The 15,190-nt window shown below is 31.7% G+C and carries 13 protein-coding genes; 11 read left to right on the top strand and 2 right to left on the bottom strand.

The features are described from left to right. The first annotated feature begins 2 nt into the window (after positions 1-2). The 9 genes from VF726_RS16300 to VF726_RS16260 all read left to right on the top strand — a co-directional run bounded on the left by VF726_RS16300 (position 3) and on the right by VF726_RS16260 (position 11,309). On the top strand, positions 3-2,723 hold the full coding sequence (locus tag VF726_RS16300) for a hypothetical protein (RefSeq protein WP_440170080.1): 2,721 nt from the start codon (positions 3-5) through the stop codon (positions 2,721-2,723). Between the two features lie 75 nt (positions 2,724-2,798). Beyond that, complete coding sequence (locus VF726_RS16295; RefSeq protein ID WP_440170077.1) at positions 2,799-3,233, top strand: hypothetical protein; 435 nt, start codon at positions 2,799-2,801, stop codon at positions 3,231-3,233. 59 nt (positions 3,234-3,292) lie between these two features. Continuing rightward, entirely contained in the window at positions 3,293-4,357 is a 1,065-nt protein-coding gene (locus VF726_RS16290) for a glycosyltransferase family 4 protein (RefSeq protein WP_440170075.1), read from the top strand. A gap of 11 nt (positions 4,358-4,368) precedes the next feature. Further along, the gene (locus tag VF726_RS16285; RefSeq protein WP_440170073.1) at positions 4,369-5,664 is read left to right on the top strand and encodes a nucleotide sugar dehydrogenase; all 1,296 of its coding nucleotides are present in this window, start codon (positions 4,369-4,371) and stop codon (positions 5,662-5,664) included. Between the two features lie 18 nt (positions 5,665-5,682). Then, complete coding sequence (locus tag VF726_RS16280) at positions 5,683-6,939, top strand: oligosaccharide repeat unit polymerase (RefSeq protein ID WP_440170071.1); 1,257 nt, start codon at positions 5,683-5,685, stop codon at positions 6,937-6,939. Between the two features lie 104 nt (positions 6,940-7,043). Next, entirely contained in the window at positions 7,044-7,745 is a 702-nt protein-coding gene (locus tag VF726_RS16275) for a WecB/TagA/CpsF family glycosyltransferase (RefSeq protein ID WP_440170068.1), read from the top strand. Between the two features lie 2 nt (positions 7,746-7,747). Next, a complete protein-coding gene (locus VF726_RS16270; RefSeq protein WP_440170066.1) occupies positions 7,748-8,824 on the top strand; it encodes a glycosyltransferase family 4 protein in 1,077 nt (358 codons plus the stop codon). Then, a complete protein-coding gene (locus VF726_RS16265; protein ID WP_440170063.1) occupies positions 8,811-9,248 on the top strand; it encodes a hypothetical protein in 438 nt (145 codons plus the stop codon). The genes VF726_RS16270 and VF726_RS16265 overlap by 14 nt, the downstream gene beginning before the upstream one ends. A 48-nt stretch (positions 9,249-9,296) precedes the next feature. Beyond that, a complete protein-coding gene (locus tag VF726_RS16260) occupies positions 9,297-11,309 on the top strand; it encodes an HD family phosphohydrolase (RefSeq protein WP_440170060.1) in 2,013 nt (670 codons plus the stop codon). 26 nt (positions 11,310-11,335) lie between these two features. On the opposite strand, the gene VF726_RS16255 is transcribed toward VF726_RS16260, so the two are convergent. Then, the gene (locus VF726_RS16255; protein WP_440170057.1) at positions 11,336-11,818 is read right to left on the bottom strand and encodes a VanZ family protein; all 483 of its coding nucleotides are present in this window, start codon (positions 11,816-11,818) and stop codon (positions 11,336-11,338) included. Between the two features lie 63 nt (positions 11,819-11,881). On the opposite strand from VF726_RS16255, the gene VF726_RS16250 reads away from it, so the two are divergent. After that, a complete protein-coding gene (locus VF726_RS16250; protein WP_440170055.1) occupies positions 11,882-12,616 on the top strand; it encodes a S1C family serine protease in 735 nt (244 codons plus the stop codon). 93 nt (positions 12,617-12,709) lie between these two features. Further along, on the top strand, positions 12,710-13,570 hold the full coding sequence (locus VF726_RS16245; protein ID WP_440170052.1) for a S8 family serine peptidase: 861 nt from the start codon (positions 12,710-12,712) through the stop codon (positions 13,568-13,570). A 304-nt stretch (positions 13,571-13,874) separates the two neighbouring features. On the opposite strand, the gene VF726_RS16240 is transcribed toward VF726_RS16245, so the two are convergent. After that, positions 13,875-15,161, bottom strand: coding sequence for a glutamine synthetase family protein (locus VF726_RS16240; RefSeq protein WP_440170049.1), 1,287 nt, complete (start codon positions 15,159-15,161; stop codon positions 13,875-13,877). Between the last annotated feature and the right edge of the window lie 29 nt (positions 15,162-15,190).

The following is a 15,190-nucleotide window of genomic DNA, read 5'->3' as shown; positions in this document are numbered from 1 at the left end:
TTTTGTTTAAGCATAAAGTTTTATTGACTGTATCTGCTACATTAGGCATACTTGCCAGTTTCTCTTTAACTCCAACCTATGATGAAGTTAAAGCCGCATCAAATCATTTAGATTTTTTCGATTGTAATCCAAGTGGATCAAGAATAAACGAAGTTGATACAGATTCAGGATTTCGTGAATATTTAAATTTAATCAATGTACCGTATGAGAAATACATTGCCAGAGAAAATAGAACTCTTACGATTCAGAAAGATTATGCTTTAAACAAGTGTTTAATTGTTTACGGTGGTCCAAACTCTGTTTCTTCAGATAGAACTGACTCTCAAGATTGGCAAGATGGTCAACCAAATTTCTTAGGTTATACAGAAAAAGGTGCCCTTCTCCCTAACCCGTTATATCCAGATACAAAACCTGAATATAACTATATAGGTATTAAGCCGTTTGTATGGCAACCTTGGGAAAACCAGCAACTTTTAAATGACATTAATACTAATCCTGATAACGATGTACCTAAACCAATAGCACCAGGTAATCTACAACCTGACTATTATGACCCTAGTATAGGCAAGGTACGTAATAGACCTGAAGAGTTAGATAGAGCAGTTGATAGAATGTATTTACAAGCTTGTGGAAGCGTAGATGGTTGTGTATTAGGTAAACGAGGATATTTCACACAAAATAATACAGCTCTTGGTCATAATATGACTGGTACAAATCTACAATATTATGCAAACGTAATTCAATTCCCGAATGCATATTCAGCTGGTATTTTTTCAGTTCAATACTATAAAGGCCCTTCTGCTAGCTACCCTAAGGGTAAATGGTGGTACGCATCATACTACTTACCACCTTATAAAGCATTTTTACAAGAAACTAGAGATTTATCTGTAGAGATTACTAGTATAAATCCTGATCAAGTGATGGCAGAAGAAAAATACGATGTCCACTATAAAGTATGTAATCTAGGTCAATTACCTGTAAAAAACCCAGTAATCCATTATGGTGAAGCCGGTAGTACAATGAAAAGCAAAACTATTAACAAAACACTACAAGAAAGAGATTGTTATTCCGATACAATCACAGAAACAGCGAAAAAAGTTTCTAGGGACACTAATACAACTTACAATGTTGAAGTGAATAAAGATAAAACAAACCCAAGAGATGAAAATAACTGGTCTAACAATATTTCTTATCGCGACTTCAAGATTATCAAAAGAGTTATTAACGGTTCCATCAAAATCATTGGTTCCGATCCGGTTTACCCACATTCCAACCAAAATGTTGTTATGACATACCGTGTATGTAATTACAGCAATGTTAAGGCAGAAAACGTGCGAATTGAAACAGGATTTAATTCCCCTAAAGATATTAGAACCATCTCTTCACTTGATGTAGGCGAATGTGCTACTAGAAGCGATACTGTAAAAACACCTGTCGTTAAAAATTATGAAGGCAAGGTACCTTATATCGCTGAAGTCACAGGAGGATTTGATGACGATGAAGATCCATCAGATAACAGTGATACTTACAATGTAACTGTAAGAAACCCTAATGCTGCTGTTGACATCATTGTTTCAAACGATAGCTCAAATAACGAATTTGGTAACGTGAAAGTAAAAGTAGAAAATATGATGTTTAAAACAATTTCTAATACTTGCTCAGGTTCCGATTGCAGAAGCGGAAGTTATCCTAAAGAATTCAAGGTGAATATCTATGATACAAAATTCACAACTTCAACTAGTGATGATGCTTTAGTGAAAACACTAACGTTTAACTATAACATTCCTCATAATGATAACCAATACTTCAATATCGACCGTAGTATTTTCCTAGAATGGGTTAGAAATCAATACAAGGATACTTATCAATTAGTACAATTCCGAATCACTGCTGATATTCCACATTACGGCACAGAAGTAGATTTCGAAGGAAACCCAAAATATACTGATAATAGTGATGAAAATACAACTGCATATTTCCCTCCACGTCCTGGTGTAGCAGCAACTCAATGTCAAAACGTGAATCACAGCTTATCCAACTACTTTAATACAAACGGTGGATTCAATCCAATTAAAGCTTGTTATGGACACTACCCTACTTATCCTTCTACTACTGTAGAAAGCGGAATGCAAGCTTACCACTATGTGTTATACCGCTTCTTCCCTACTCCTATCCCAAGATACTCTGTTAACACACCAGAAGCAAATATTAAAAATCCTAATCACTTCTCACAATTATTCACACTAAACGAAAACAAAGATTCTGTTCCCGATTTCGATTCAGCAATCTATCCAGCATCTACAGCTAATGGCGGTTCCTTATATCTAGAAAAAGGTAGATATATGCCAACTGGTGGAACATTTGATTTTGAAGTTTATAAAAACAAAACAAATGGATCTAAAGGAGAAACTATAGCACTTGGAACTGTTTCTTACAACATTCCTAATACCTGCTACAGTAATACTCAATTAGATATGAAGCATCAATATGGTTGTGATGAAATACTATTCTTCCTACCAAACGTAGACACTATTAAAAAACACGAAAAACCTTCAAGCTACAATGTTTCTAAAGTAACATATCCTATCAAAAACACTAAAATCCCATATCTGAATCCTGGTAAATATACCTTTGAATTTAAAGCAAACGAAAACTTCAAATATTATTACCAATCTAATGAATCAAGAACAGGCTACACTTGGGGCAAACCAATTTTCAAATAAGCTAAAAGAGAGGAAATTCTCCTCTCTTTTTGTATTTATTAAAAAAGTAAATATAATCTTTAAAGAAAAGAGGTGATGCAGATGCTTAGCTTTATATTGGACCATTTGCTTGTGATAATTCTTATTTGCATAGTAATTTTTGTTATTTTACCATTTGTACTTGATATTTTTTCTACGATTATCACTATAGTTGTAGTAGTAGCAGTTCTTGGTTTCTTAGGTATTTTTGGACCAAACTTTGTTGATAATGTACAAAAACCGATAGCCGCAACAAAAACTTTTGTTGAAAATACTATTCAGCCAACTATTAACGAAGAATTAAAAGATGCTGATTTTACATATGATCAAAAGACTAAAAAATACACAATAAAGAGTACTTCATTTAAATTAGAAGGCGTTTCTAATGAAAACAAGGCAACAATTTGGTTTAAAGATAATTCATATACAATTGACGTTTCCTTCTTAAAAGGTTTCATTCAACAACAAATTGAACAAACACAAAATAAATAAAGGTTTAGAATGAAAATTTTAAAACACTCTATTATTGAGTGTTTTTTTTGGAGGAAAAAATGAATAAAAAAATTGTAGTTATATCAAATATGTATCCCTCTCTTCAGGATCCAGTGTATGGTTCATTTGTTAAAGAACAGACCGAAGAGTTAGAAAAAAAGGGTTTAAAAATTAATAGAATCGTTTCTTACGATAGAGCTGAAGGTAACAAAAAGAGAGCGCTTTTCAAGTACCTGTCTTTATGGAGCAGAACAGTCCTTTCAGCATTTAATTTTAAAAATAAGATTTATCATTTCCACTATGTCTTCCCTACTGCATTTGTTGCCCCGATACTAAAACTTATTTTCAAGAAAAAAATAGTTTTTACATTCCACGGTAGCGATTTATTAAAGGGCGGTAAAAGAAAAGATAAGTTACTTCGAAAAATACTCCCATTCGCCGACGAAATTATTTTAGTAAGTGATTATATGAAAAAAGAATTCATTAATAGATTCCCAGAACACAAGGACAAAGTACATTCAATTCATTGTGGCGTAAATACAGAATTGTTTAAACCTAGAGATAGATACGAATCACAAACTAAGCTTCACCTTCCAACAGATAAATTTAATGTGCTGTATTTAGGGCGATTAATAAAAGATAAAGGTATCGATGTATTCGAGGATATTGTAGAAAAATTAAAAGACAATAAAGAAATTAGATTCATTATTGTTGGTGGAGGTCAAGAACAAGAACGTATTCAACAAAAATATGAGGAATACGAAAATGTGTATTTACATCCTTCTATTCCTAAAAACGAAGTACCACTGTGGTTTAATGCAGCAGACATCTTTGTTTTCCCAACAAAAAGAGAAGCTTTCGGTTTAGTAGCATTAGAAAGTATTGCTTCAGGAACTCCCGTATTATCACATAACGTTGGCGGTGTACCTGAAATTATTGAAGACAATCAAGATGGTTTTCTAATCGATTTAAACGATTCAAATGAATTTGTTACAAAAATTTTGGAACTTCAAAATAGCCCAAGTATAAAAAACTCATTTTCTATTAAAGGTTTTGAAAAATCTAAGGGCCACACTCTTGAAAAACAAATAAATAAAATACTTAATGTATATAAAAAATTATAGGAGTGATTTTCTTGAAAGAGATTTCTGTCATTGGTTTAGGATTTGTTGGTCTACCTTTATCCCTAAGCTTTTCTATGAACAATACTAGAGTTTACGGTGTAGATGTAAATCAAAATTTAGTAAAAGAAATTAATCAAGGATTAACACATCATAAAGAAGGTTTTGATGATTTATCTATCCAAGAAATTTTAAAGACTGAAATTAGAAACGAGCGCTATTCAGCACATTCTAATCTATTAGACCTACCAGAAAGCGTTAGTACATATATTATTACAGTAGGTATCCCAGTTAAAGATTCTGTCCTTGATACAAGAGCAATTGACTCTGTTGCTAACGATCTATCAAAACGCCTAAAAAAAGGCGACCTTGTAATTTTACGTAGTACAGTTGTTCCAGGCTTCACAAATGAATACTTTAAACCTATTCTTGAACGTTCAGGCCTTAAAGCTGGAGAAGATTTCTATCTTGCCTATGCTTCAGAACGAATTGCTGAAGGTAAAGCCTTTAAAGAATTTATTGAAATGCCACTAGTTATCGGCGGCGTAAACAAACAAAGCGCTCAAAAAGCAGAGGAAGTTTTAACGATTGTCACAAAGGCTGATACATTCATCGCTTCTTCTATTGAAATCGTTGAAATGTCTAAAGTTATAGAGAATGCTCAACGCGATGTGAATATTGCTATGGTTCAACAATATGCAACGATGGCTAGAAAAATGGGAATTGATTCACACGAATTAATTCAAATGGCAAATACTCATAAACGAGTGAATTTATTAACACCAGGTCCTGGTGTCGGTGGATATTGCCTACCAAACGCTTTTCATTATTTAGTACCGAAAGCAAAAGAACTTGGTATTCTAGATGATTTATCTATTACTAGAGAAGCTAGATTCTATAATGACCAAATTCCTACAAGAATCGTTGAGACAATCGAACAGAAACTGACCGAGAAAGGTAAAGCACTTTCTGAAGCTAAGATTGCAGTTTTCGGATTAGCAATGAAAGACTTCTCAAATGATGACAGAATAAGCCCTCCTGTATTTGTTACAGAGCTATTCCACAAAAAAGCTAAAGAAACAAAAGCTTTTGACCCTGCCGTACCTACTGTTTACCCTTTTAAAGAAAATGATGCATACGAAGCAGTTAAAGACGCAGATGTGCTGATTGTACTTTGCGTTCAAGAGGAAATGAAACATTTAGATTTTAAAAAATTACGTAACTCAATGAAAGAAGATGCTTTCATTTTTGACACAAAACATTTCTTCAAAAAAAATCACATTGAAGATATCGAAATCAACTATTTTTAATATAAAGGGTGAATTTTTTTGACTGAAAAGATTAAAACATTCCATCAAAGATTATCAGAGATCGACTTCTTCTCTCCCTCAATCTTTTTCCCACTTGTGTTATTCTTCTATCATTTCTTTGGGAATATATTTGATGGACATCGTTCAAAATTATTTGATTTAGAGTTTTCGACATACCCTTTAATTTTTACAGCAGTAATCACTTACTATATTGTTTGGTATTTTGTTAACAAGAAAAATGTTATGTTACCAAGCATTTCTGTTTCTTGGATTTCTAAATTCTTTATCCTTGGTGTAATTGCTGTAACGGTTATTGGATTTGCAAGTCTAAGCTATATGTTGTTAACTGGACAAATTGGGCTTTTAGATGAATCTATTAGAAGAAATATCAATCCAAAATTAAATTTTCTTTCTGCATTTTTCTGGTTTGGATATTTAATCCTAATTACAGAATACATTTCGAGGAAAAATTTAAGTAAAAAGAAATCAATTATCCTATTACTTATATCAAGTTTAGTAGTTTTATCTTTATATGTATTAATCGGATATAGAACCAACCTGTTTATGATTGTTTTTACTTTAGTTCTATTCTTCCACTACCACTTTAAACGTTTCAATATTAAATGGGTTGTACTGTTCTTAACAATCGTTTCTGTTTCGTTCTCCCTCTTCGGACATATGAGAGTTGTGAATGAAGATAAAACAGTCGCTTTTAACAATAACCCCGTTGAAGAAGTAAAGTTAGACACAAAAACAAAGACAAACATTAAAAAAGTAAATAAGATGCCAGAATGGTACCGAGTAATTACCGCAGAATTTGTAAACGGAAAAATAGTTCTTAGTAGAATAGTTCAATCCACAGACGAAAACGGTACTTTAAAAGGTCAACTTCATTTAGCTGCACTAAAAACAATTCTACCTGGAGAAAACAAATCACCACGTACAATTGTTACTGAGAAAGTAAACCATTTATCAAATAACGGTATCCCTGTTACAAGAGAAGGTCGAACTACAACTCCTAGTTTATTAGGACAGTTGTTCCTTGATGGCGGCTATGTTCTTTTAGTGATCGGTGTAGCTTTCTGCTCATTCTTATTAAGCACAATTTATAATCGCTTAAAATCTACTGGTGAATCTAATTATAAAATTGCTTATTCCTTCTTAACTGTTTTGTTAGTAATCTCAATCCACACTGGATTCTTAGATGTCATTTTCTTTGCATTCTTTATCGCAATGATTGCACACAGCATTATCAAACAAAAAAATACTATTTAAAAAGAAGCGGATTACACCGCTTCTTTTTTATGTTTTTAAAGGCTTTTTATTTTTTTAGAAAAATAAACATAAAGAATTCTTATTTGTAACTAGGAGGAGCTTTTATGAAAGAGAATATTAGGGGATTTAACGTAACCACACTTGGATACGTTGAATTAAAAGAACAGTTATTACAGGATATCGAGCAACAAAAACAATCCTTTATTGTTGCTATTAATCCAGAGAAAATAATGCACGGGACAAAGGATCCAGAACTAAAAGAGCTTTTAAATAGTGCAACATACCAAATTCCTGATGGATACGGAGTTGTATATCTCTCTAAGAAGCAAAACGGAAATATTAAAGAACGAGTAACAGGTTGTGACTTATTCCAGCAACTATGTGAACTCTCTTCACTAAATAACAAAAAAGTCTTCTTATATGGCGGAAAACCTGGTGTAGCTATGCAAACGAAAGAAGTCTTAGAGTCACGTTATCCCGGTCTTCACATTGTAGGAACAATCGATGGATATGAAAAAGATAATCAAATAATTATAGATACCATTAATCAAGCAAATCCTGATTTTCTATTCGTTGCTTTAGGTAGCCCTAGACAGGAGCTTTGGATTAAAGAGAATATGAAGAAATTGAACGTTTCAATTTTCCAGGGTGTAGGTGGATCTTTCGATGTGGTATCAGGTAACTTAAAAAGAGCTCCAAAATGGATGCAGAAAATTGGCCTAGAATGGCTATACAGAGTACTAATCGAACCGAAAAGAATTGTTCGTATTTTAAAGTTAGTTAAATTCTTAGCGGGGAATAAATAAATATGACATTTATGATAAATGATATAAATATAGTCCCTTACATATCCGTATTTTTAATGTCTTTAGTATTATCAGTTTTAACAACTCCACTTGCTATTAAATTAGGTTTGAAATTTTCGTTAATTGATAAACCTGACCCTCGAAAAGTTCATACGAAAATAATGCCGCGTTCCGGTGGAATCTCTGTATTTTTAACTTTTTGTTTTACCTATTTATTTATGGAGTATATGTACGATCCGACTACAAATCCTATCTTTATCCACCTGTTAATTTGTTGCGCATTAATATTTTCTTTAGGACTAATGGATGACCGCTTTAACCTTTCTGCAAAGAAAAAGTTTATTGTACAGATTCTAATAGCAACTTACTTCGCGATAAATGTACATTCCATTCAATTTATTAATATACCATTCGTTGAAGAACACTTGCAGTTAGGTATATTAGCAGTACCTTTCACTGTATTATGGATCGTAGGGATTACAAACGCCTTTAATTTAATTGATGGCCTTGATGGATTAGCAAGCGGTGTTGCAGCTATATCTTCACTTACATTCTTTATAGTTTCGCTATCAATCGGAAATACTTTAGTCGCGTTTCTGTCTTTAATGCTAAGCGGTACACTTTTCGGCTTCCTCTTCTTTAACTCTCACCCTGCGAAAATTTTCCTCGGGGATTCTGGATCTCTGTTTATCGGATTCTTTATGGCCACATTATCAGTTTTAGAATTGAAGCAGGTTGCTGTAACTTCTTTTATTACCCCTATTCTAATTTTCTTTATCCCAATCTCAGACACTCTATATGCAATGGTTAGAAGAAAATTAAAGAAACAACCTATCTTCCAGCCTGACAAATTCCATTTACACCATTGCTTACTACAAATGGGTTTTAGTCATAGAGTAACTGTTTGGATTATATATTCCTTCTGCCTATTCTTTGCTATAGGTGCTTTTCTTTCAACTAAATTGGTATTAGAATTTAGTATATTTATACTAGTTTTCTACTTAGTATTTTTCCAATTAATTGCAAGAAGAATCGGTATGTTTCCCTCAAATAGGAGAATAAAAAATGAAAATAATTAAAACTCTTATATTAATATCTACTCTATTATTTGTATTTACGGGGTGTGATATCCTACATAAGGAAAGTGAATTCGACGGAATCGATATCAAACCATTTACATCAATCACTAAACTTAATAAGGATGAAAACTCAGTATACGTTGGTTTCAAAATTACAAATTCTCGTGATGATAGTTACGACGTTTCGGTAACCTTTACTCCTAAGGATGAAAAACTTAGAAAAATAATTGGTACTCAAACAGTCGAACAAAAAAATGGGGTTAATTCCTCTTCTACCTTTAAATTACTATCAAACGAGGAAATATCAATCGGTAAAACAATTGTGATCCCTAACAAAAAGATCTCAAACGAGGAATTAGAAAAAGTGATAAATGATTTTACTTTTTCAATAAATAATGGGAAAACTAAAAAAACTTACGAATAAATAAGGGAGGAATTACCTCTCTTATTTATTTTTTTGGGTGGTGTCAAATTGAAAAAATTAATGAATTTTAGACACTTAACTGTACTTTTTTTATTTTCTTTGTTAATTCTAGCTTGTTCACAGCCCTCTAGCTTTTTTTATTCAAAAGTACAATTAGATAGTATTGTACAAAATGATATAATTGCACCAAAATCAGCAACTTATATCGATAAAAAGGCGACACAAGATTTAAAAGAAGAAGCATTAAAAGAAATAAAAAATGTATATGATCGTGATTTAAAAGTGTCTGATGAACAACTTAAAGAACTGAATAGTTTTTATGACTCACTATTAGATGTAAAAACCAAAATGGAGGAGTCAAAAGAGTTTGATTTCAAGGGAGTAATAAAATCATTAAAGAACCCCTACAGTCTCTCTGAAAACGAACTTAGAAGAATATTAAAAATTTCAAAAGACGATTTAACTCGTTCAAGAGAATATTTAGCAAATAAACTTAAAAGAATTTATGATTTAGGAACAAGACAAGAAAACTTAAAAGGTATTAAAGAAGAATTAATCAATGATTCAAGCCTTTATTTATTTAATTCAGCGATAAGGGAAGATTTAGTTCCTAAAATCAGCGAGAAAATAATCGTTAACGAAGTATTGAACGACGATGAAACTACTAAGCAGAAAAAGGAAACTCTTGATAAATTGACTCCTGTTTATAAAAAAATAACAAAAGGAGAAGTTATTGCTCGTGAAAACGATAAAATTACTGAAGAGCATATTCAAAAATTAGAAGCACTCGACTTAATAAATAAGAAATTCAATTGGTCGGATTTCCTATTAAAGTATCCTAACATTCTACTATTTACGCTATTATTCCATCTATACTGTGCAAGATTCTTAGGTGAACAATTTTCATCTATGCGTAAATACGTCTTCACCCTATTATTAATTGCAGGTGTTACTTTCCTATCTCAGTTACTACAGGGTACTTTTTGGCTGTTAGTGCCATTTATTACTTCACTTATTGTATTTGCAGTTTTTTGGGGTCGTAAGTTTGTTATCGCGGCATCCATATTCATTGGATTTTTAATTAACGGTGATGACTTCATTTATATGCTACTAAGCTTAATAGTTGGTTTAAGTCTATCATTCTTGTATCACGACTTTAGAAGGTTTACTGACGCTATTAAAACTGGTTCAATTCTTGGAGTTATTGTATCATTCTCACACATCATATTATTCTATTCCTTTGAGCAACGTTTCATTTTAGAGGATTCCTTGCAATTAATCTCTGCCGGTATAATTTCAGGTATTATTGCAAACGGCTTAATACCTTTACTTGAGAATATGCTTGGAATGGCAACAATATATAAATTAACTGAACTTAATAAATATGATCATCCAATTCTAGAGGAATTATACAGAAAAGCTAAAGGTACTTATGATCATTCTCGTAATGTAGGACACCTTTGTTCGTCCGCTTCAAAAAGAATAGGAGCAAATACCTTACTTTTAAAAGTAGGTGCTTTATACCACGATATTGGTAAGATGGAAAATCCGGAATACTTTATAGAGAATTCTAGTCCTACTAACAACATCCACAACAACTTAGATCCTCTCGAAAGTGCAAAAATAATTCTTGGACATTCAGAAAAAGGCGTTAAGCTATGTAAAAAATATAATTTACCACAAGAGGTAATAGATGTAATCTATTCTCATCACGGGGATACAGTTCTATACCATTTCTATCAAAAGGCGTTAGAACTTAACCTAGATGTTACAATTGATGATTTTAGATATAAAACACCAACGCCAAAAACAAAAGAACAAGGTATCTTATTACTCGCTGATTCTACTGAAGCCTACTCTCGTTCTTTAAATTTTAAATCTATTGAAGAGTTAGAAATACAAATAAGAGATTTTATTTATAAAAAAATTAAACAAGGTGTGTTAAAAGACTGTGAATTGAGTACAAAAGATATTGAAATATGTATTGAAGAGTTCTCTTCAGCTATATACGCAACGCACCATCAAAGAGTTAAATACCAAACGGATAAAGTAGAAAAATAAAAAGCAGCATTTAATTATGCTGCTTTTTATTTTCTATAACTTAATTTTCGATACGTCAGAGTTCTTATCCCTAACACGATTGTTATTAAGAATAAGAAACACATTACCCCGAACATATCAAATATAACATCTGCTAATCTCCCACTTCTTCCAACGATAAAAAATTGATGGATTTCATCTATTAAAGCAAATCCAAAAATTAAGACAAACTTTAATATAAATTTTTTAACACCTTTGTTACCCCAAAACAAACAAAGCGTTAACATACCAAAGAAGATAAAATGGCTCATTTTATGTAAATAGAATTCTAGATCCCTTACATCTGACCAAGGAGAATAGAACACACTCCCCTTTTTAAAAACATCATATATTGTGACATTTTCATAACTTGCTGGATTTAGCCAAGTCGAAATGTCTGAAATGATTAACCCTGAGGTATTTGAAAGGTAAGTAATAATACATACAATAAAAAAAGCAATTACTCTCAGTTTAAGCGCCTCCTTTTTCAAACAGTTTGGTTGATTTTTTCATTATAAATAAGTATGGTGCTCATATTGAAAGGCGGTGATTCAGTGAAAAGTTTTTATGTAACCGTAGGAATGCTTGCCGCTCTATCTATTGGTAGCATTATATTTAGCAACACAGGTATAGAAGAATCAATTACTAACATTGTAACCCCTCAAGATAATACAAAAGTCACATCAAACAATATTAATCGTCTATATAACAATTCTGTTAAATCGGTTTTAGCAATTTATACTGACTCGAAAAACAAAAGTGCTGGTGCAAGCGGAACTGGGTTTGTAGTAAATTACAACAATGAACAATTTGTAGTTACTAATGAACACGTTGTCCCTTCTAAGAAAATGGTTTACACCTTAATTAATAATAAAAAAGAAAAATTCGAAGCAAAAACAGTATATTCAAACACAGATGACGACATTGCTTTTCTTAAATTAAAAGAAAAAGTAGACATTCCTGGGTTAGAGATTAAATTAAGCTCTAGAGGAACTTCCATTGGCCAATCAGTGTATACAATTGGAAACCCTTATGATTTCTTATTTTCATTTAGTAACGGAATCATCTCTAATATTGATAAAAATGTAATTTTCCAAAGTGGAGATTATGATGAAACCTTATTACAAACAAACATTAATGTTAATCCCGGAAATAGCGGTGGTCCCCTACTTAATCAACAAGGTGAAGTAATTGGGATTATTTCTTCTATGTTAGAAGATTCAACAGGTATTTCATTCGCAGTTCCTAGTGAATTTATATTAAAACATTTAGAAAAGATGAGCAGGTAAACCTTTAAAGAATAGGATTTCCTGTTCTTTTTTAAATGATTTTCTTTCAATTATTTGAAATAACAAATAGAAAAAAATTTTAGGAGCTTAATTATGAAAGATAAAATATTATTATTAATCGTACTTATGTTATTAATACTTACAGCTTTTTGTTTTTATAAGTATTTTGGTCCAATTCAGATTTTATCAACCATCTCGGAAAATAATACTGCCGATCCTCTTAAGGAGATTAATTCGACACATAATACAAATGAGATAGTAATTGTGTTTAAGGATGGAACGAGTGAAGACCAAATTAGACAAATTACAAATGAAATTAACGGTGAAATTATAGATAAATTACCCGATATCAATAACTACCGCATACGAATTAATAAGAAGATGAATACAGAAGAAACACTAAATTTACTGGAGAAAATCAATTTGAAAAATGAAGTTACGCTAGCATCTTTAGGAGAAAACTTAAAAAATAATGATAAGAATATCAATGATATTAATAGTTCTAATATCAATAATAACAAAATACAGGATACCGCACTAGCTAACTATAATAAACCTGTTAACATATATCATTCTAATGATGGATTAACATTTCTATATCCAGAAGAATGGGAAATGCCAAAAGAAGGTATTCTAATTAATAAAAAAGAACACAAAGAGGTAAATTACATTCATAAAAAATCTGCATTATTCTTATTCGAAAATGAAATAAATAACTATATAAATGAGGATAAACAAAAGGGCTACACTAAAGACGGCGAACTAGATCAATACGAACAAGGAGATTTAATTATTACCAAATGGATAATGAAAAAAGGAAATTCACTACTACCTAGAGCTTTAATTCAGGGTAAAGATTTTTACTATTATTTCACTTCAAAAGATAAGGTAAGTTTGGATGAATTCACCTTGATTGTTGATACATTCATTACTACAAATAGCGATAAAAAATAGCAGAATATATTTCTGCTATTTTTTTATTTTCTACGAAACGTTATATTTGCTAACTTACCTACTATATCAAATATTTTGCTTTGTTTTTTTATAAACTTATAAAATTTTATAAACATTATACTCATAATGCTCGTTAAAACTATACCCATAATTAATAGAATTGTTCCAAGAACCCCTAGTACAGTTAGCCCAATGTTAATTACAGTATCCACTATATCTTCACCCCTTTTATAATATATTTGTCGAGAAAAACAGATTTCCCTGAAAACAATATAAGACCACTCACTAGAGTGGCCCTGTATTGTTACATATATCGATCTAATTCCCATTTCGAAATCGCTAAACGATATTCGGTCCAATCTTTCTCTCTGCTTTTAATAATAGATTCAAATAGATTTTCACCTATTATTTCTTTTGAAGGATAAGTTTGCTTAAATTCATTAACTGCTTCTCTTAAATCTTCAGGTAGAATATCTATTCCTAAACGTTTTATTTCATCAATTGATAATTTAAATATATTCTCTTTCTGTTCAATTGGTGGTTCTAATCCTTCAATAATCCCCTTAATACCAGCATCTATTAAAACAGCTAATGTTAGGTATGGATTAGATGTAGGATCTGGATTTCTTACTTCAATACGTGTCGCATTTCCTGTTGAAGCTGGTACCCTTATCATACAACTTCTGTTACTACTAGACCAAGCTACATATACTGGCGCTTCATATCCCGGTACAAGGCGCTTATACGAGTTAACTGTTGGATTAGTAATTGCAGCAAGGGATCTTGCATATTTTAATACACCTGCAATAAATTGTTTAGCTGTTAGTGATAATTGTTCCTTGTCACCTTTGAAGATGTTTTCACCGTTTTTAAATAATGAAATGTTACAGTGCATACCTGAACCATTTACCCCTTGAATTGGTTTAGCCATAAACGTTGCATTTAATGAATGCTGTCTAGAAGTTCGTTTCACAACACTTTTAAAAATTTGAATGTTATCTGCTGCCTTTAAAGCTTCAGAATATGTAAAATTTACTTCGTGTTGAGCTGGAGCAACTTCGTGATGTGAAGTTTCAATGTTAAATCCTAGACTTTCTAGATTTTTAACAATATCTCTTCTGCAATCTTCAGCATCTTCGCAAGAGGACAATTCAAAATATCCAGCGTCATCCGCTGGTGTACGATCTTCTTTTAACAAGAAAAATTCAGGCTCAGCGCCCACATTCACTACATAACCTAATTCTTTTGCTCTCTCAAGCGTCTTTTTTAAAACAACTCTGGAATCATTTAAGTCTGGTTTTTTAGTTGGAGAATAGACATCACATATAACAAGTACGACATTTCTTCCTCTTTCTAATGTGATTGGCAATTCTTTAATCGTACTTAAATCTGGTATCAGATACAAATCACTATTCTCTATACCTGAAAATCCTTCTACAGAAGAACCATCAAACATCACTTCTCCATCAATAATCTTTTGTGCCTGTGTACTAGATAACTCTACTTCTCTTAAATTTCCTTTTAAATCTGTAAACACCAAACGGATAAATTCTGCTTCTTGTAATTTAGTTAACGCTTCTTTTTGATTCATAATAAGTCTACCCTTCTTAATTTATATAA

It is taken from the genome of Bacillus sp. Brlt_9, assembly GCF_051948935.1.
Lineage (GTDB): Bacteria > Bacillota > Bacilli > Bacillales > Bacillaceae_G > Bacillus_A.
This window is presented reverse-complemented; position numbering and strand designations above follow the sequence as displayed.